General features: G+C 63.7%; 16 protein-coding genes. 8 read left to right on the top strand and 8 right to left on the bottom strand.

Features of this window, described 5'->3' with window-relative positions:
• Positions 1–90: 90 nt before the first annotated feature.
• The gene (locus ACLI1C_RS10565) at positions 91–588 is read left to right on the top strand and encodes a GyrI-like domain-containing protein (protein WP_411396815.1); all 498 of its coding nucleotides are present in this window, start codon (positions 91–93) and stop codon (positions 586–588) included.
• On the opposite strand, the gene aat is transcribed toward ACLI1C_RS10565, so the two are convergent.
• The 5 genes from aat to ACLI1C_RS10540 all read right to left on the bottom strand — a co-directional run bounded on the left by aat (position 578) and on the right by ACLI1C_RS10540 (position 4,695).
• The gene (aat, locus tag ACLI1C_RS10560; RefSeq protein WP_411396814.1) at positions 578–1,222 is read right to left on the bottom strand and encodes a leucyl/phenylalanyl-tRNA--protein transferase; all 645 of its coding nucleotides are present in this window, start codon (positions 1,220–1,222) and stop codon (positions 578–580) included. The genes ACLI1C_RS10565 and aat overlap by 11 nt on opposite strands.
• A gap of 188 nt (positions 1,223–1,410) precedes the next feature.
• Positions 1,411–2,757 (bottom strand): acetyl-CoA carboxylase biotin carboxylase subunit, encoded by a 1,347-nt coding sequence (accC, locus tag ACLI1C_RS10555; protein WP_411396813.1) that lies wholly within the window; start codon positions 2,755–2,757, stop codon positions 1,411–1,413.
• Between the two features lie 10 nt (positions 2,758–2,767).
• The gene (accB, locus tag ACLI1C_RS10550; RefSeq protein ID WP_411396812.1) at positions 2,768–3,262 is read right to left on the bottom strand and encodes an acetyl-CoA carboxylase biotin carboxyl carrier protein; all 495 of its coding nucleotides are present in this window, start codon (positions 3,260–3,262) and stop codon (positions 2,768–2,770) included.
• Between the two features lie 34 nt (positions 3,263–3,296).
• A complete protein-coding gene (gene aroQ, locus ACLI1C_RS10545; RefSeq protein ID WP_411396811.1) occupies positions 3,297–3,734 on the bottom strand; it encodes a type II 3-dehydroquinate dehydratase in 438 nt (145 codons plus the stop codon).
• 91 nt (positions 3,735–3,825) lie between these two features.
• Positions 3,826–4,695 carry a DsbA family protein gene (locus ACLI1C_RS10540; protein ID WP_411396810.1) on the bottom strand — a complete coding sequence of 290 codons (870 nt, stop codon included), beginning with the start codon at positions 4,693–4,695 and terminating at the stop codon, positions 3,826–3,828.
• 152 nt (positions 4,696–4,847) lie between these two features.
• On the opposite strand from ACLI1C_RS10540, the gene ACLI1C_RS10535 reads away from it, so the two are divergent.
• Entirely contained in the window at positions 4,848–6,002 is a 1,155-nt protein-coding gene (locus ACLI1C_RS10535; protein ID WP_411396809.1) for a pyridoxal phosphate-dependent aminotransferase, read from the top strand.
• A gap of 87 nt (positions 6,003–6,089) precedes the next feature.
• Entirely contained in the window at positions 6,090–6,671 is a 582-nt protein-coding gene (locus ACLI1C_RS10530; RefSeq protein ID WP_411396808.1) for a hypothetical protein, read from the top strand.
• A gap of 60 nt (positions 6,672–6,731) precedes the next feature.
• Here the strand turns inward: ACLI1C_RS10530 and ACLI1C_RS10525 are convergent, their stop codons facing one another.
• Complete coding sequence (locus tag ACLI1C_RS10525; protein ID WP_411396807.1) at positions 6,732–9,383, bottom strand: Rne/Rng family ribonuclease; 2,652 nt, start codon at positions 9,381–9,383, stop codon at positions 6,732–6,734.
• 612 nt (positions 9,384–9,995) lie between these two features.
• Here ACLI1C_RS10525 and ACLI1C_RS10520 point away from each other — a divergent pair.
• From ACLI1C_RS10520 to prfB, 5 genes are all read left to right on the top strand, one after another.
• On the top strand, positions 9,996–11,237 hold the full coding sequence (locus ACLI1C_RS10520) for an N-acetylmuramoyl-L-alanine amidase (protein WP_411396806.1): 1,242 nt from the start codon (positions 9,996–9,998) through the stop codon (positions 11,235–11,237).
• A 179-nt stretch (positions 11,238–11,416) separates the two neighbouring features.
• Positions 11,417–13,930, top strand: a complete 2,514-nt coding sequence (locus ACLI1C_RS10515) for a penicillin-binding protein 1A (protein ID WP_411396805.1) — start codon at positions 11,417–11,419, stop codon at positions 13,928–13,930.
• Complete coding sequence (locus tag ACLI1C_RS10510; protein WP_411396804.1) at positions 13,930–14,424, top strand: peptide deformylase; 495 nt, start codon at positions 13,930–13,932, stop codon at positions 14,422–14,424. Before ACLI1C_RS10515 ends, ACLI1C_RS10510 begins: the two co-directional genes overlap by 1 nt.
• 92 nt (positions 14,425–14,516) lie before the next feature.
• On the top strand, positions 14,517–16,301 hold the full coding sequence (locus ACLI1C_RS10505; RefSeq protein WP_411396803.1) for a methyl-accepting chemotaxis protein: 1,785 nt from the start codon (positions 14,517–14,519) through the stop codon (positions 16,299–16,301).
• 89 nt (positions 16,302–16,390) lie between these two features.
• Positions 16,391–17,513 (top strand): peptide chain release factor 2 gene (gene prfB / locus ACLI1C_RS10500; protein WP_411396802.1). Its coding sequence is split into 2 segments (ribosomal slippage): positions 16,391–16,459 and positions 16,461–17,513, totalling 1,122 coding nucleotides; the frame shifts between segments, so codons are not numbered across the junction.
• Between the two features lie 10 nt (positions 17,514–17,523).
• On the opposite strand, the gene ACLI1C_RS10495 is transcribed toward prfB, so the two are convergent.
• Together ACLI1C_RS10495 and ACLI1C_RS10490 are read right to left on the bottom strand one after the other, a co-directional pair.
• On the bottom strand, positions 17,524–18,675 hold the full coding sequence (locus tag ACLI1C_RS10495; protein ID WP_411396801.1) for a M23 family metallopeptidase: 1,152 nt from the start codon (positions 18,673–18,675) through the stop codon (positions 17,524–17,526).
• A gap of 65 nt (positions 18,676–18,740) precedes the next feature.
• Entirely contained in the window at positions 18,741–19,229 is a 489-nt protein-coding gene (locus tag ACLI1C_RS10490) for a peroxiredoxin (RefSeq protein WP_411396800.1), read from the bottom strand.
• Between the last annotated feature and the right edge of the window lie 229 nt (positions 19,230–19,458).

The following is a 19,458-nucleotide window of genomic DNA, read 5'->3' as shown; positions in this document are numbered from 1 at the left end:
GGACCAGCATGACGGCGACCAGGGCCAATGCGACCGGCGGGCGCTGCTCGACAGGACCATCCCAAGAAACCACCATAACAGGAGACTGAGATGCTTACCTTGCCTGAAAACGTGACCCGGGCGGCGCAAGACTATGCCTATGTGAGCTTCACGGTGCGCATGGACGAGATGCAGAAGCCCGCCCAGGAAGGGTTTCCGGTCGTGTTCGGCCTGCTCGCCGAGCAGAATATCGAACCGGTGGGCGCGGCATTCTACAATTACCGGCGGATCAACATGGCCGATACGCTCGAGGTGGAGGCCGGGGTGGCGGTGGCGCGGAAGGGCGTGGCAAGCGACAGGGTCAAGTTCGGCACCCTGCCGGCCGGGCGGTTCGTGACACTGCGCTGGCATGGGCATCCGGACAAGCTGGAGCCTGTCACCGGCATGCTGATCGGCTGGCTGCGGCAGAGCCAGCAGGCTCTGGACATGGAGGAGAAGCCCGATGGGGACCACTTCGCCTGCCGGCTGGAAATCTATGAGACGGACCCTGAGGAGGAACCCGACATGGACAAGTGGGTGACCGAACTGGCCTTCAAACTCAAGGACTAGCGCGCTGGCGGTCCCAGGCACACCAATCGCCAGACAGCAGGAGCGCCTGGGCGAGGCGCTCCTCATATTCCTCGCGTGGGATTTCGACGCCCCCGAGCGAGGTGAGATGGGGCGTGACGAACTGGGTGTCGAGCAGCACGAAGCCGCCGGACCTGAGGCGCTCGACCAGATGGGCAATGGCCATCTTGCTGGCATTGGTCCGCCGGTGGAACATCGATTCCCCGAAGAAGGCGCCGCCGATGGCAAGGCCATAGAGGCCGCCGACGAGATCGGGGCCATCCCACACCTCTACCGTATGGGCCACGCCGCGGCGGAACAGCTCGCCATAGACCGAGCGGATGGTGCGGTTGATCCAGGTGGTGTCGCGATCCTCGCCGACGGTGGCGCAGCCCTCGATGGTCGCCTCGAAATCGGTATCAACCCTGACCGTAAAGCCCGACTTGCGGATGGCCTTGCGCAGGCTGGTGGAGAGGCGGAAGCCATCGAGCGGGATGATGCCGCGCATTTCCGGGCTGACCCAGAACAGGTCCTCGTCCTCGGCGTCCTCCGACATGGGGAAAATGCCGGCGCGATAGGCGCGGATGATGAGTTCGGGGGTGATGTCGATGTCGAAGGGATCCTGCCGGCGGGCCATCAGCAGCTCCCGCCCCAAAGCACCCGGCGGTTCAGTCGACACCCTCCCCCTTGTGGGGAGGGATCAAGGGTGGGGGTGGGCTGAAACCGATATCGGGGCTCTCGCACCCCCTCCCGGCCTCTCCCATCAAGGGGGAGGTGATGCTCCGTGGATGTGACGCCACTGTGCCACATCATCAAGGCTCCCAATCAGACCTTGTTCTCGGCCAGATACTTTTCCAGCCAGTGGATGTCGTAGTTGCCGGCAAGGATGTCCGGTTCGCGGATCAGGCGCTGGAACAGCGGCAGCGTGGTCTTGATGCCGTCCACGACGAATTCGTCGATGGCGCGGCGCAGGCGCTGCAGGCATTCGTCACGGGTACGGCCATAGACAATGAGCTTGCCGATCAGCGAGTCGTAATAGGGCGGGATCTTGTAGCCCTGGTAGACGGCCGAATCGACGCGCACGCCCACGCCACCGGCGGGATGGTAGAAGGTGATGGTGCCGGGCGAGGGCGCGAAGGTCTGCGGGTCCTCGGCATTGATGCGCACTTCGATGGCGTGGCCATAGAACTGCACCTTGTCCTGCGTCATCGAGAGTTTTTCGCCCGAGGCGACGCGGATCTGCTCATAGACGATGTCGATGCCGGTGATGCGCTCGGTGACCGGGTGCTCCACCTGCAGGCGGGTATTCATCTCGATGAAGTAGAATTCCCCGTTTTCGTAGAGGAATTCGATGGTGCCGGCGCCGGCATATTTGAGCTTGCGCATGGCCACGGCGCAGATCTCGCCGATCTCGTCGCGTTCCTTGGGCAGGATGGTGGGGCCGCCGGCCTCTTCCCAGACCTTCTGGTGGCGGCGCTGCAGCGAGCAATCGCGGACGCCGAGGTGGACAGCATTGCCCTGGCCGTCGCCAAGCACCTGCACCTCGATGTGGCGCGGCTTGCCGAGGTATTTTTCCATATAGACCGAGTCATTGCCGAAGGCGGCCTTGGCTTCGGTGCGGGCGGTCGACCAGGCTTCGAGCACGTCCTTTTCGGACTTGGCGACCTTCATGCCGCGGCCACCGCCGCCGGCGGTTGCCTTGATCAGCACGGGGTAGCCGATTTCCTTGGCAGTACGCAGGGCTTCCTCGTCGCTCTCGACGGCGCCGGCAGAGCCGGGCACGACGGGAATGCCGAGTTCGACGGCGGTCTTCTTGGCCGTGATCTTGTCGCCCATAATTTCGATATGGTGCGCCGAGGGCCCGATGAAGGTGACCTTGTGCTCGCCCAGGATCTTGGCGAAGCGGGCGTTCTCGCTGAGGAAACCGTAGCCGGGATGCACGGCATCTGCGCCGGTGATTTCGCAGGCGGCGAGAATCGAGGGGATGTTGAGGTAGCTGTCCTTGGCGGAGGGCGGGCCGATGCAGACGCTTTCGTCGGCCAGGCGCACATGCATGGCATTGGCGTCGGCGGTGGAGTGCACCGCCACGGTCTGGATGCCGAGCTCCTTGCAGGCGCGCAGGATGCGCAGGGCGATTTCGCCGCGATTGGCGATGAGGACCTTCTGGAACATGAAGCCCCCCTTACTCGATGACGACGAGCGGCTCGCCGTATTCCACCGGCTGTGCATCCTGGACGAGGATGCGCGTGACGGTGCCCGAGCGGTGCGCCGGGATCTGGTTCATGGTCTTCATCGCTTCGATGATGAGCAGGGTCTGGCCCTCGGTCACCTTGGCGCCGACATCGATGAAGGCGGGCTTGCCCGGCTCGGGCGAGCGATAGGCGGTGCCGACCATGGGGGAGGTGAGGGTGCCGGGATTGGAGGCGAGGTCCTCGGCGGCAGCAGGGGCTGCGGCGGGCACGGAGCCGGCCGGGGCGATGGAGGCCGGAGCAGCCTGCGGCGGCGCCTGCAGATACTGCGGCGCCTGCGCATAGACCGGCGCCTCATTTGCGTAGGAGCGGGTGACGCGGACCCGGAAGTCCTCCTGCTCGATCTCGATCTCAGCGAGATTTTCCTTGTTGAGCAGCTCGGCAATGGCCCGGATCAGATCCTGATCCACCTGCGATGACTTGGTCATTCTTGTCGGTCTCCCGCGCTAGTCGCGTTGATCGTTATTTTAGTTTTTCGGCGAGCGCTGTGAGCGCCAGTCTATACCCGGTGACGCCAAAGCCGCAAATGACGCCGAACGCGACCGCCGACACATAGGAGTGGTGCCGGAAGGCCTCGCGCTGGTGGATATTGGAAATATGCACTTCGGCAACCGGCAGGCCGACGCCCTTGAGGGCGTCATGGATGGCCACCGAGGTGTGCGAATAGCCGCCCGGATTGATGAGGATGGCGTCGGCCGTCTGACGCGCCTCGTGAATCCAGGTGATGAGCTCGCCTTCGTGATTGGACTGGCGAAAATCGACGGCCAGCCCGAACTCGTCGCCCGTGCGCTGGCACAGGTCCGCCACATCCTGCAGCGTTTCGGCGCCATAGATGTGTGGCTCGCGGGTGCCGAGCAGGTTGAGGTTCGGGCCGTTGAGGACGAGAACACGTTTTGCCATGATTTTGCCTTTTGCACCGGCATTTCCGGCCGGCGCAAGCCCGGTTATACGAAGTCCACCGAAAAGGCAAAAATCGCGGCGAAAGTGGGGCTTACCCCTCGCATTGGGACTCGCCGCATTTGCGCATATTGGCGATGCGTTCGCGCAGTTCATCGATGCCGATGGCACCGGGAATGATCTCGTTGCCGATGATGTAGGTCGGCGTGCCGGTGATGTTAAGCGCCCTGGCGATCTCGTAAGAGGTCTGGATCTTCTGGGACACCGCCTCGGTGCCCATGTCGAGTTCCAGCGACACCGGGCTGAGGCCCAGATCGGCTGCGGCGGCGAGCGCTACCTGCTTGTCCACCTGACCCCGGCTGGTGAACAGCGCCTCGTGGAAGGTCCAGTAATCGACGTCGGCATCGCCAACCAGCACCGCCACACGGGCCGCATCGATGGATTCGTTGGACAGAATGGGGAATTCCTTGAGCACGACGCGCAGGTTGGGGTCTTCCGCCAGCAGCGCAGCCATGTCGGGCAGGGCGGCGCGGCAATAGCCGCAATTGTAGTCGAAGAACTCGACCAGGGTGACGTCGCCATCCGGATTGCCGAGCACGACCTGGCCGGGGTCGTTGAAAATGGCCTCCTTCATCGAGGCGATGGCGCCGGTGGCCTGGGCGCGCTCCTCGGCCTGCAGGGTCGTGTCCAGGGCGACCGACATGCGCTGGAGAATCTTGGGGTCGCTCAGCAGATAGGATTCGATCAGGGGATTGAGGGTTTCCGGATCGATTGCCGCCACATCCTGCGACAGGGCGGCCTGTGCCGCCTGGCGCTCGGCGTCATAGGCGGTGATGGCCTCATCGATCAGAGCCTGCACCGCCACCGCATCGGTCTGTGCAACGGGCCTGGTGACCACCGAATAGCCGAGGGCTCCGGCCAGAATGCCCACCAGGGCGACAAGGACAAGAGTGACGCGCGACATGACCGTAGGCTCCAAATTCGGCAATCGGCCCGCTTCTAGCAGACGCAGGGCGATATTGGCACCCGGGAGTGAAGGGCGCCCTGACACGACCATCAATTGTTGTTGAGGGGGGCGGCCGAACCGGATAGGCGGGGAGGCAGCAAGGAACCGCCATGACAGAACAGCCCGCCGACGGCCTGATGCCCTTCCACGCCATGGAAATTCTCAAATGCGCCAAGATTATCGAGGCGACGGGGCGCAGCGTCTGTCATCTCGAGGTGGGTGAGCCCGGTGCGCCGCCGGCACCCCGGGTGATCGAGGCCGTGGCCAAGGCCCTGCCGCTGGCGCAGGGCTATACCAATGCCAAGGGCCTGACGGAGCTGCGCGAAGGGCTGGCGAACTATTATGCCACCCAGCACGCGGCGGTCGTCGAACCCGAATCGATCCTCTGCACGATGGGGTCTTCGGCGGGGTTCATCATCGCTTTCCACACAGCCTTTCGACCCGGTGCGCGCATCGCAATCACCCGGCCGGGCTATCCGGCCTATGTGAATACGCTGCTCGGGCTGGGCTTCGGCATTGCGGAAATTCCGCTCGACGCCGCCAATGGCTGGAAGCTGACCGGGGCGGACATCGCGGCGGCCCATGCCGATACCCCGTTTGAGGGCCTGCTGTTCGCCAGCCCCGCCAACCCGACCGGCGCGGCGGTGGACCGGGCGGAGCTGGCCGACATCGTCGCCACCTGCCAGCGGCTCGGCGTGCGGCTGATCTCGGACGAAATCTACCATGGACTGGACTATCGCGGCCCTTCGGTCAGTGCGCTGGAGCTGACCCGGGAGGCCATCATCATCAACAGCTTCTCGAAATATTACTGCATGACGGGCTGGCGGATCGGCTGGATGGTGCTGCCGGACGAGCTTATCCGTCGCGCCGAAATCCTGCAGCAGAACCTTTTCATCTCTGCCCCGACGCTGAGCCAGATTGCCGCGACGGTGGCGCTGGGCGAGCGTGACTATGCCGAACAGCAGAAGGCGGGCTATGCGCGCAACCGGCAATTGCTGAACAATGGCCTGCAGACGCTGGGCTTTGACATCGGCAGCCCATCGGACGGGGCGTTCTATGCCTATGCCGGGATCAGCCGCTTCTCCAACGATTCCATGAGCTTCTGCGAGGCGCTGCTCGACGAGGCGGGTGTCGCGGCGACGCCGGGCATCGACTTCGACCGGGCCGGCGGCAACCGCTACGTGCGCTTCTCCTATGCGGGCACGCAGGAGACGATCGAGATGGCGATCGAGCGCATGGGGCGCTTCCTGCAGCAGGCCGGATAGAGACAAGTCAGCCGGGACGGGTAGGCCCATCTTAAGGCCTCTGCGCTATGCTTTGCCATGTGCTGGTAGGATTGGGAGGTCCGAACCGTGCATGCTCAAGCAGGCGATCCGGACGTTCTCGCCCATTGCGTAGCCATCGTCCTGGCCAAGGACGAGCGCGATTGTGCGGCGCTCATGCGCCTGGCCGAGAAGCTCCGCTTCGGCGCCGTAGTGGCGCATTCGCCAGCACTCGGCCATGACCGCTTCGACCATCGGCTGGTCTATTATCTCGTCCATTTCGACTACGCAGACGAAGACAAGCGCAAGCTGCTGTTCGACCTGCGCCATGCCGGCTCGGTCAGCCTCTGCTTCGCCCCGGTCGTGCTGTTTCTGCGCGATGGCTCGGCAGAAGACATCCAGGCGCATATCGAGATGGGCTTTGACGAGGTCATCAGCGTGCCCGAGGACGGCCGCGCCATGGCGACACGGCTGGCGGCCCAGATCGGGCATGAGCACCTCTATATCGAGACGCGGAACTATCTTGGACCCGACCGGCACCGCAGGGACAAACCCGGTCATGGCCAGGTGCACCGAATGCAGGGCGAAAAGCATGCGCGACTGACGATCCTGCGCACGCCGGAGGCCGGTGTGCATATCGTTCGCCGCCAGACTGTGGACGAAGCCCGCTAGCGGAGCAGCAACAAAAAAGGCGGCCCATGGGCCGCCTTGAATGTCTGGATCTACAAGCTTCTAGCCGAGGCCGAGGCGGCGCTGCCACCAGCCGGCCTTCTTCTTGGGCTCGGCCTGCTCGCCTTCGGCTTCCGCCTTGGGTGCGCTGGAAGACACGACAATCCCTTCGGCCGGCAGTTCCTTCTTGGCGCGGCGCGGCTTGGGCGCCTCCGCAGCAGGCTCGGCAGCCTCGACCTTGGCGGCTTCGGGAGCCTTGGCCACTTCAGCGACCGACGCCGCCGGTGCCGCCTCGGCCGTCTCGGCCTTGGGCTTGCGGGCACGCGGCTTGCGCTTGGGCTTTTCGGCCTCAACCGGCGCCTCTGCCTCGGCCGGCGTGGCTTCGACCGGAGCCGCATCAACGGGTGCGGACTCGGCGGTTTCTTCCACCTTCTTGCGACGCGTGCGCTTGGGCTTTTCAACCGGAGCCGGCTCGGCGACGGCCGTTTCGGCTGCCGCGATTTCGTCCTGAGCCAGCAGGCTTTCGGCCACTGTCTCGGTTTCAGCCGTGGTCAGGCCATCCTCGCCAGCGGGCGAGGGAGCCTTCTCGGGACCGTCCTCGCCATCGCGACGATTGCGACGGCCACCGCGACGGCCGCGACGACGGCGCTTGCGCGGCTCCTCGTCGGAACCGGCATCATTGGAGGGACGCGCGACATTGGGCTCTTCATCGCCCTCGTCGCTGTCTTCGCCGGCATCGGCTTCGACGCTCGGGGCCTGGGCAGCGCGCTGCTGGGGCGGACGCTGGCCATTGTCCTCGCGATCGGCACCACCGCGGCGGCGACGACGGCGGCGACGGCGACCTTCGCCTTCACCATTTTCGCCCGATGCGGCAGCGGCGGCCGGGCTTTCGCCGGCTTCCTCGTCCTCAACCTCGTCGACGATCTCCTCGTCGGCATCGTCCTCAATGATGGCGCTGTCGACGCGCACATGCTCGGTGACGCGGGTATCGGCATAGGCCATGACCCGGGCTTCGCCCTTTTCGATGGCGAACTGGTGACCGGTCATCTTGCCGTCGGCAGTGATGGTGATCGACAGCTGGTTGCGGATTTCGAGCGAGATCAGCGTCTCGCGCTTGAAATTGAGAATGTAGAGCGCGACCTCGACCGGTACGCGGACATTGATCGACTGGCCCTGGCGGCGCAGAACGTGGTCTTCGATGTGGCGCATGATCATCAGCGCCAGCGACTCGACCGAACGGACCAGACCGGTGCCGTCGCAGATCGGGCACTTGTGGGTGGAGCTTTCGACGACGCCGAAGCGGATGCGCTGGCGGCTCATTTCCATGAGGCCGAAGTGCGAAATACGGCCAACCTGGATGCGGGCGCGATCGTCCTTGAGGCAATCCTTGAGCTTGCGCTCGACGGCCCGGTTGGAGCGATTTTCCATCATGTCGATGAAGTCGATGACGATCAGGCCGGCCAGGTCGCGCAGGCGGAGCTGGCGGGCGACTTCATCGGCCGCTTCCAGATTGGTCTGGAGCGCGGTGTCCTCGATATTGTGCTCCTTGGTGGAGCGGCCCGAATTGACGTCGATGGAAACGAGCGCCTCGGTCGGGTTGATGACGATGTAGCCGCCCGAGGGCAGGGTAACCGTCGGCGAGAACATGGAATCGAGCTGGGCTTCGATGCCGTATTTGGAAAAGAGCGGCTGATCTTCCTTGTAGAGCTGCACGTTCTTGGCGTGGCTCGGCATGATCATGCGCATGAAGTCCTTGGCTTCGCGGTAGGCATCTTCGCCCGCCACGAACACTTCATCGATGTCCTTGTTGTAGAGGTCGCGAATGGTCCGCTTGATCAGCGAGCCTTCCTCATAGACCAGGCACGGCGCCTGGCTCTTGAGGGTGAGTTCGCGCACGCTTTCCCACAGGCGCATCAGGTATTCGAAGTCGCGCTTGACCTCGGCCTTGGTGCGCGCGGCGCCGGCGGTGCGCAGGATGACGCCCATGCCCTGCGGCACTTCGAGATCGGAGGTGATCTCCTTGAGGCGCTTGCGGTCGGCGGCGTTGGTGATCTTGCGCGAAATGCCGCCGCCACGGGCGGTATTGGGCATCAGCACGGAATAGCGGCCGGCCAGCGACAGATAGGTGGTCAGTGCCGCGCCCTTGTTGCCGCGCTCTTCCTTGACCACCTGCACCAGCATAACCTGGCGGCGCTTGATGACTTCCTGGATTTTGTAGTGACGGCGATTGGGGCTCTGCCGGCGACGCTCGGGAACTTCCTCGAGTGCGTCGGCACCGCCGATCGACTCGATCGGTTCGGAATTGGCGGGCGCCTGCTCGATATGGCTGGCGTCTTCGATATCCTGCGGGTCTGCCTCGGCGTCAGGCTCGGTGACGCCTTCGGGCAGTGAAATATTCTCGTCGGCTTCGTCGTGGTGGTCGTCCTCGGCCTCTTCGTCGCGCAGCAGGGCTTCGCGGTCGGCTACCGGGATCTGGTAATAGTCGGGGTGGATTTCGCTGAAGGCGAGGAAGCCATGGCGGTTGCCGCCATATTCCACGAATGCCGCCTGCAGGGACGGCTCAACGCGCGTGACCTTGGCGAGGTAGATATTGCCCCGCAGCTGGCGGCGGGTCGCCGATTCAAAGTCGAACTCGTCGAGCCTGTTACCCGATGTGACGACAATCCGTGTTTCTTCCGGGTGGATGGCATCCACCAGCATTCTCTTGGTAGCCATAATGAACTCCGCGCGCTCGCGCGCCGACAGACAGGCGCGGGGAGACCGGCATCCGTGCTGTGGCGCTGTGCGAGGCGAATGGTTTGGGGTGGGTGGCGCGCAGAAGCTCTGCCTTGAACGCGCCGGTCGTGATGGTCATGGCCGGAAGATGCTGCGTGACAAAACGGCAATCGGATAATTCGATCGCGTCGCGCTTTGTCCGCTTGCGGGCCATCTGACCTCTTCCTATTGGATTGCCTGGTGGCAACCGTCCGGTCCATGGGGACCGAAATTCGTAGCGAAGCGCAGGATTTGCCGCTTCTGAACCGGATGTCGGGAGTTCTCTTCGTTCCCTGGTCCGGCCACTTCCTGGCACCGCTATCGTGGCCCTGGGGCCACGCAAACTGGTTCCGCAGGAAGCATGCGCTTCCCGTCTAGCGTGTAGGGATGTTGCGATAGAATGGCAACAAGAAAGTCGAAACCACTGGGGGCAAACCATTTCACACCAGCTTTATTGGCCCGCTCCGCAAATCATCGCATAAGAGCCACATCGCCGCAGAATCGCCCGACCCGGGTGGCAGATGTGGACGAGAAGAACATGGGGCCGGTCCGCGCTTGCTGAAATCCCTCCGTATGATGCTGCTGCCGCTGCTGGCGGCCCTGTTTGCTGCGCTGTCGCTGGCCGGCATGCCGCAGGCGCAGGACGCGCCGGCCGCGCCTGCCGCCGTTGCGGCGCCCGTGGCGCTGCCCAATGTCATGGATGTGCGCGTGTCGGCGACGCCGGAGCGGGCAAGGCTGGTCATCGACCTGGCGGCCAAGACCGAATTCGCGCTGGTGTCGCTGAGCGACCCCGACCGGCTGGCCATCGACGTGCGTGCGGCGACTTTCTCGGTGCCCGAGCCGACCGGCAAGCCGGCAGGCGAGGGGATGATCGCCGAATATGTGGTGGAGCAGGCAGCGCCGGACCGGGTGCGGACCATGCTGACGCTGTCCGCGCCGGCGCAGGTGCAGCAGGCCTATGTGCTCGACCCCTTCGAGGGGCAGCCGGCCCGGCTGGTGGTGGATGTCATTCCGGCCACGGCCGAGGAATTTGCGGCCAACGTGGCGCGCGACGCGGCGGCATCGGCGACGCCGCCGGTGGCCGATGCTTCTACCCCGGCTGGTGGTTCGGAACTGCCGATCGCCACACGGCCCCTGGTGGTGATCGATCCCGGCCATGGCGGCATCGACAGCGGCGCCGAGACCACTAATGGCATCAAGGAGAAGGACATTGTCCTGGCCTTCGCCCTGCGGCTGCAGGAGCTGCTGGTCGCCTCGGGGCGCTTCGACGTGGCGCTGACGCGGGAGGACGATACCTTCCTGCGGCTTGAGGAACGCGTGGCGCTGGCACGGACCAACAAGGCGGACCTGTTCATTTCCGTGCATGCCGACAGCTTCCAGCAGGCGGAAATCCGCGGGGCCAGTGTCTATACGCGGGACGAGAACGCCACCGACGTGCTCGACAAGGTGCTGGCGGACAAGGAGAACAAGACCGACGTGATCGCGGGCTTCGCCATGCCGCAGATGGCGCCCGAGGTGGTGGATATCCTGCTCGACCTGATGCGGCGGGAAATGCGGCACCAGTCGTTCATGGCGGCACAGGCCATCGTGCACCAGCTCGAGCCCAGCGTGCAGCTGCGGCGCTTCCCGGTGCGGCAGGCGGACTTCTTCGTGCTGCAGGCGCCCGATGTGCCATCGGTGCTGCTGGAGCTGGGCTTTTTGTCCAATGCCGACGACATGGCCAATCTGCTGCGCGGGGAATGGCAGGATCGCACGGCCGATGCCTTGGCGCGCGGCATATCAAGCTATTTCGACGGGCTTGTGCCCGAAGAGTGATGTGATAATTCGGCCACGCAGCGCCGCAAGCGTCACCGGCGTGCCGCTGTGGCGGGCTTGTGATCTACTGTCGGGGCCGCCGTCTGCTATGATTCTGCGGATGAAACTGCCGCGCCTGGCGGGCGCTGCGCGGCCGGTTTAATGCGGGTCGGACGATCCGTGTCGGAGAAATTGAGTATATGCTGCGCTTGCTTGGCTGGATTTTTGGTTTTGGAATGTTCGCCGCGCTCGCCGGCATCGGCGTCGCAGCCATCTATCTCACGACCGTTGCCGCCGAATTGCCCGACTATACGGTGCTCAAGGACTATCAGCCGCCCGTAACCACAAGGGTGCATGCCGCCGACGGCACGCTGCTGGCCGAATTTGCCCGCGAGAGGCGGCTGTTCCAGCCCATCGAGACCGTGCCTCCACTGCTCGTCCAGGCCTTCCTGTCGGCCGAGGACAAGGATTTCTACAACCATGGCGGCATCGCCATCGACGGCGTGTTCCGGGCCGTCCGCGACAATCTCATGGCGCGCATGGATGGCAATAATGCCATCCAGGGCGGTGGCTCCTCGATCACCCAGCAGGTCGCAAAGAACTTCTTGCTCAGCTCCGAGCAAACCTGGGACCGCAAAATCCAGGAAGCGCTGCTGGCGATCCGCATTGAATCGACCTTCTCCAAGGACCGCATTCTCGAGCTCTATCTCAACGAGATATTCCTGGGCCTGAACTCCTATGGGGTCGCGGCGGCGGCGCTGAACTATTTCGACAAGGCGCTCTACGAGCTCACCCTGGCCGAGGCGGCCTATGTGGCGGCGCTTCCCAAGGGCCCAAACAACTACCATCCGTTCCGCCGCCCGCAGGCCGCCATCGAGCGCCGCAACTGGGTTATCGACCGCATGGTGGAGAATGGCTATGCGACGCTGGAAGAGGCGGAGGCGGCCAAGGGCGAGCCACTGAACGTCATTCCGCGCGCCGGCGGCAGCCAGCTCTATTCAGCCGAATATTTCACTGAGGAAGTCCGCCGCGAGCTGGCCAAGCTCTATGGCGAGGACCAGCTCTATGGTGGCGGCCTGTCGGTGCGGACCACGCTGGAGCCCAGGCTGCAGGAATATGCCCGCCGCGCGCTGATGGACGGGCTGATCGCCTATGATCGCAGCAAGGGCTTCCGTACGCCGGTGGCCAGCATCGAGATCGGTGCCGACTGGGGGCTGGATGTCGCCAAGATCGTGCCCTTGAGCGATGTGCCGGAATGGCAGCTGGCGGTGGTGCTGGAGATCAGCGGCAATGAGGCACGCATCGGGCTGCGCCCCGACGATATCGCTGATGGCGGGGTGGCTGACGATCGCGTTGTGGGAACACTTTCCGGCCCTGATATTACGTGGGTATCCAAGCCATTGCAGGAGATACTTAATGTAGGGGATGTGGTCTATGTCTCGCCGATTTCGGGCAAGACTGGCAACTACATGCTCGAGCAGGTGCCCGAGATCGAAGGCGCGCTGGTTGCGATGGACCCGCGGACCGGCCGCGTGCTGGCCATGGTGGGCGGCTTTTCCTACGCGATGAGCGAATTCAACCGGGCGACGCAGGCATTGCGCCAGCCCGGCTCGTCGTTCAAGCCCATCGTCTATGCCGCGGCTCTGGACAATGGCTATACGCCCGCCTCGGTGGTGCTGGATGCCCCGGTGGAAATCCGCAATGGCGACGGCTCGATCTGGCGTCCGGAAAACTATGCCCAGGAATTCTACGGGCCGCAGACGCTGCGGCGCGGTATCGAACGCAGCCGTAACGTCATGACGGTTCGGCTGGCCAAGGATATCGGCATGCCGCTGGTGGCTGAATATGCGCGGTTGTTTGGCGTCTATGACACGATGCAGCCGGTGCTGGCCATGGCGCTGGGGGCCGGTGAGACGACGGATCTGCGCATGACGGCGGCTTACGCCACCATCGCCAATGGGGGCCGCAAGATCGTTCCGACCCTGATCGACCGTATCCAGGATCGCTATGGCGTGACGGTCTATAAGCATGACCAACGCCTGTGTCAGAGCTGCAAGGCCGAAAGCTGGAACGGGCAGGGCGAGCCGGTGATCGTGGACAATCGCGAGCAGGTGCTCGATCCGATGACGGCCTACCAGATCACCTCGATGATGGAAGGCGTGGTGCAGCGCGGCACCGGGACGGCCGCGCGCGTGCTCAACCGGCCAGTGGCCGGCAAGACCGGCACCACCAATGACTACAAGGACGCCTGGTTTGTGGGCTTCACGCCTGAACTGGCCGTCGGCGTCTATGTCGGCTACGACCAGCCGCGCTCAATGGGTCGGGCCGTGACCGGCGGCACGTTTGCGGTACCGATCTTCACCGACTTCATGGCCAAGGCCCTAGAAGGCAAGCCTGCCACGCAGTTCAACAAGCCGCCGGGCATGAGTACCGCCTGGATCAACCCCAATTCAGGGGTCAAGGCCTTCGAGGGGGAATCGGCGATCGAGGAGGCGTTCAAGCCGGGTACCGGGCCGAACCTGATGACCTCGGTGATCGGCGTCGACGTCAACGCCTTCGACGCCATCCAGCGCCAGCAGCAGATGCAGCAGGAATATGGCGGCGGCTACGTGACCCAGCCCAGCGAGCCGCAGCGCTCGGGCGATCAACTGGTCTATGACGGGTCGACGGGGCAGTGGGTCTATCCCAATGTGGGTCGTGGCGGCCTGTTCTAGTGGGCGAATTCGTCATCTACCCTGATGCTGCGCTCACCCGGAAAGCCACGTCGCGTCCCGTCGATGCCAGGATGCTGGAGGCCGGGGCGAGGCTACTGGCAGCGGCGGAAGGGGTGCAGGCCTATGGCCTCGCCGCGGCGCATCTGGGGCTGGACGAACCGCTGGTGGTCATCAGCATCGCCCCCGCCACCGCACCGCGCGACTATCGCGTGCTCTACAACCCGAAAGTCATCGACCTCGCCCCCGAGAGTGAAACGGGCATGGAAGGCTCGGTTTCATTGCCCGGCATAGAAGTGCCAGTGGTCCGTTCGACCTGGGCCGTGCTGGCGCATGATGACGCAGCCGGACAGAGCCGAAATCTGCGGGTAGAGGGCTTTGTTGCTCGGGTCGTGCAGCACGAGATTGATCAGATGAATGGGCTGTTCTTCCTTCGGCGCGTTTCATCAGTAAAGCGTGATCTTGCACTTCGGAAATTCAGAAAGACTACTCGTTAGCAAGTATCCGTAGTTGATCACGACTTCGTTATTTACTCTGGCTTAGGGATATTTCCGTATATCTCCGTCCCGATCAATGGACGAGGTCGGTCGTGAATAAGATACCCCTCTTTGGGCGCAAGAAGACTACCCAGCGGAACAATGACAGGGCCGTACTGGACGCCATCAACCGGTCGCAGGCCGTCATCGAGTTTGCCCTGGATGGGACGATCCTGTCGGCCAATGCCAACTTTCTGACCGCCATGGGCTACGACGCCAGCGAGGTCATTGGGCGGAATCACCGCATGTTCGTCGAAGCCGGTGCGGACGAGGGCGAATGTGCGGCTTTTTGGGATCGCCTGCGCGCCGGCCGCTTTGACACGGGTGAGTATAAGCGTGTCGGCAAGGGTGGCCGCGAGGTCTGGATCCAGGCGTCCTACAATCCCGTGCTGGATGCGGACGGCAAGCCGATCAAGGTCATCAAGTTTGCCTCCGATATTACGGCGGCCAAGCTCGCTGCGGCTGATACACGCGGACAGCTCGACGCGATCAGCAAATCCCAGGCGGTGATCGAATTCACCACCAGCGGCGAAGTGATGACGGCCAATGCCAATTTCTGCGCCGCGCTCGGGTACCGGCTCGACGAGATCCAGGGGCGGCATCACCGCATGTTCGTGCCGGCAGAAGAGGCAAGCAGCCGCGCCTACGCCGAATTCTGGGCAACACTGGCCCAGGGCAATTACCAATCGGCCGAATATCTCCGGATTGGCAAGGGCGGCAAGGAAGTGTGGATCCAGGCGAGCTACAACCCGATCCTCGACATGAACGGCAAGACGTTCAAAATCGTCAAATATGCGACGGACATAACCGCCCGCAAGCATGCGGTGCAGAAGCTGGGTGAAGGATTGTCGGTCCTGGCGCAGGGCGACCTGACCAGACAGATCGACGAGGCCTTTGTCGGCGAGCTCGACGAGGTGCGCGAGGCCTATAATACGACGCTGTCCAAGTTCTCGGTGATCGTCCAGAAGCTCCGCAACACGTCCGGGACGCTCAAGACGGCAACCTCCGAGCTGCTGGCTGGCGCCAATGACCTATCGGACCGCACGGGGCGTCAGGCTGCGGCGATCGAGGAAACCTCGGCCGCCATGGACCAACTGGCCTCCACCGTCAGCGACAATGCGCGGCGCGCCGACACAGCAAGCGGAAAATCCCGCAATGTCTCCCAGACAGCGAGCGAGACCGGTGGCGTGATGGAGCAGGCCAATACGGCCATGGAGCGCATTTCGACGTCGTCTTCGCGCATATCCAACATCATCGGCATGATCGACGACATCGCCTTCCAGACCAATCTGCTGGCCCTCAATGCCTCGGTCGAGGCGGCAAGGGCCGGGGATGCCGGCAAGGGCTTTGCCGTGGTTGCGGTGGAAGTGCGGCGGCTCGCCCAGTCGGCCGCGAGCGCCTCATCCGAGGTCAAGGCGCTGATCGAGCAATCGGCGACCGAAGTCGTCACGGGCACCAGGCTTGTGGCTGAGGCTACCAGCAAGCTGACGGCGATGCTGGACGGGGTGAGGGAAAACGACCTGCTGATCCAGGGCATCGCCCAGGCCAGCCAGGAACAGTCCAGCGCCATAGAACAGGTCACGACTGCCATCCGCCAGATGGACGAGATGACCCAGCACAATGCCGCGCTGGTCGAGGAGACCAATGCCGCGGTTGAACAAACCGAGGCACAGGCCAGGGAACTCGACGAAATCGTCGAGGTGTTCGTCACCGATGATGAGCCGGCAGTGGTCGAGACGCGACGCCAGCCCCTGCCACGCCCCAAACCCTCTGCGACAGCGCGAAGCTACCTGTCAGCTGGCTCCGCCGCCCTCAAGGCCGACTGGGACGAATTCTGATCCCAGAGGCGCAGCTCAAAGGCCACCGGCGGGTTGATCCTGCCGGTGGCCTCGTCTACATGGTCCGTCGAACATTGGATGGACATGAAATGCGCGCGGAAATCGAAAAGACCGTCGCCGAAATCGAGCAGGTTCTGACCCTGCTGAGGAGGCATCTTTGACTGGGATACTGCTGAACTGCGCCTCGACGCGCTGACCGCCGAGACCGAATCTCCCGAATTCTGGAACGATCCCGAAAAAGCCCGCGCAAAGATGCGCGAGCGCGACGAGCTCGACGTGGCGGTCAAGGCCGTGCGCGAGCTGGAAGCGGGGATCCGTGACAATGTCGAACTGATCGAGATGGGTGAAGCCGAGGGCGACGCCGAGATCGTCAAGGAAGCCGAGAACGCGCTGCTCGAACTCAAGCAGTCGGCCCGGCGCCGCCAGATCGAGACGCTGCTGTCGGGCGAGGTCGATGCCAACGACTGTTACCTCGAAGTCCATTCGGGAGCCGGCGGCACCGAAAGCCAGGATTGGGCGAACATGCTGCTGCGCATGTATACCCGCTGGGCCGAGCGCCGGAAGATGAAGGTGGAAGTGCTTGAAATGCATGACGGCGAAGAAGCCGGCATCAAATCGGCGACCATCCAGATCAAGGGCCACAATGCCTATGGCTGGCTCAAGACCGAGAGCGGCGTGCACCGGCTGGTTCGCATCAGCCCCTATGACTCGGCCGCACGGCGGCATACGAGCTTTTCCAGCGTCTGGGTCTATCCGGTGGTCGATGATTCCATCGATATCGAGATCCGCGAAGCTGATCTCAAGGTCGATACCTATCGTGCCTCGGGCGCGGGCGGACAGCACGTCAACACGACCGACTCGGCGATCCGCATCACCCACGTGCCTTCGGGCATCATCGTGGCGTGCCAGCAGGAGCGCAGCCAGCACAAGAACCGCGCCACGGCCATGGCCATGCTGAAGTCGCGCCTCTATGAGGCGGAACTGCAGAAGCGCGAAGAGGCAGCCAATGCCCAGGCGGCCAGCAAGACCGATATCGGCTGGGGCCACCAGATCCGCAGCTACGTGCTGCAGCCCTACCAGATGGTCAAGGACCTGCGCACGAGCGTCGAAAGCGGCCAGCCATCACTGGTGCTGGATGGCGATCTCGACGAGTTCATGGAAGCCGCCCTGGCCCAGCGCGTGGGCGTGGCGACGGATGTGGCGGCGGACTAGCAGTCCGCCTTCACAGCAGGGCCAATAGCCGCTTGCCGGTCTCGAGAAACGCCTTGGGATTGATGGCATTGTCGCCGTCCCGCACCTCGAAATGCAGGTGCGGGCCGGTGGAGCGGCCGGTGGAGCCAACCTTGGCGATGGGTGTGCCTGTATTGACCGCCTGGCCCTTCTCGCTGAGGAAGCTCGACAGATGGGCATAGCGGGTGACGAGGCCATTGGCGTGGGTGACTTCCACGACATTGCCATAGCCCGGCTTGCTGCCGACAAAGCTCACAACGCCCTTGCCGGCACTGAATACCGGCGTGCCCTTTGAGGCCGCGAAATCGAGCCCCGAATGGAAGGCGCGGCGCCCGGAAAAGGGATCGCTGCGATTGCCGAAACCAGAGCTCTGGCGGTAGTTGCCGCTGATCGGCATATGAATGGGGGCGGCGTCGATGCTTTCGCGCGCGGCCTTGTAGCGCACCAGCGCGGCCATGACGGCATTGGCGTCGTCGATGGCCTGGGATACCTCGCCTTCGGCCGTTGCGGCCAGGAGCGGGCCGCCCACGCCATCCTGCAGGGTGGGCAGATCAACGCGGATGCCCAGATCGGAGAGTTCGGACACGATGCTGTTGGTCCGCGTGGTGGCGGTCTCGGCGATGGAGGTCATGGCGAACTGCGTCTCGCCCATCATCTGCGCCACCGCACTGGCCGTGGCGTCGACATCGGGATTGCCGGTGGCGCTGATTGTTGCGATGGAGGCGGTGTCATGGTTGTCGCTCGAGGCGAGGCCCGCGGCCTCGATGCCGAGCTCCCCGGCCTTGTCGACCAGCACCCGAACCAACTGATGCTGTTCGAGCAGCACTTCCTGCTGCTGGGCCAGCTCCTGCAGCTGCAGGTTCATGTCGCCGGCCTGGGCATAGCTGCGCGAGTGCAGGCGGTCGACCTCGACGCGGAGTTGCGCGATGCGATCCTCATAGGCCTCGATGACCATGTCGTTCTGGCCGCTGAGCAGTTTCTTGATATCGGGCGAGAGCAGGAATGCGGTGCCGAGCAGGGCATTGCCGGCCAGAAGCACGGCGAACATGCTGTAGAACAGCGCCGGGTGGATGCCCTGACGCTTCTGCGTGCCGACGTCTTTGCGTCCGGTATCGGAGCGCCCGAAACTGGCCTGACTACGCACGCAACCCACCCCGCCATCACACCTAATATGGTGAGCAGAGTATGACCGAGTGTGGTTAACAAAGGCTATTTGGCTGGCGCCGCCGCGTCATGTGCCTCCAGCGCTTCCAGCATTTTCTGGGCATGGCCAAGAATGCGGGTGGCGCGAACGATCCGCGCTATCCGGCCGTCGGCGCCGATGATGAACGAGGTCCGGATCAGCCCCATGAATTCGCGGCCATAGAGCTTCTTGAGCTTCCACAGGCCATAGGGTTCGATGGCCAGGTGGTCGGGATCGGATGCGAGCGGAACGGCCAGGCCGTATTTGCTGCGAAACTTGACGTGGCTCTGGATGGTGTCGGGGGAGATGCCGACCAGGCGTGCGCCCAGGCTGGCGAAGGCCTTAGCCCGATCGGAAAATTCCCGGTTTTCATCGGTGCAGCCGCCAGAATCGTCTTCCGGATAGAAATACAGCACCACCGGCTGGCCGCGTGCGGCGGCAAGGCTGAAGACCGTGCCGTCATCCAGCGGCAGGGTGAAGTCCGGGGCGAGATCGCCTTCTGACAAATCGGCCATGCAAAAGTCTCCCGTTAACAGACGCGCGCTAATGTGGGTGTTCGGTGCCATATTGCAGCCGGTATCATTGGGCAAGTGACCGCCTTCTGCGGTTGATTCTTGAGGGCGCCAACAAATAGCGGCAAAGCCTCGTTCTGGAAGCAAGTGAGCGCGTCAACTTCACCCGCAGACACTCCGGTTCCGCCGTCTGCGCAGCGCAAACGGCCCCGTGCACGCCACGCAGCCAAAC

It is taken from the genome of Devosia sp. XGJD_8 (assembly GCF_046614475.1).
GTDB lineage: Bacteria > Pseudomonadota > Alphaproteobacteria > Rhizobiales > Devosiaceae > Devosia.
Note: the sequence above shows the minus strand (reverse complement) of the source record. Positions and strands in the feature narration are given on the sequence as shown.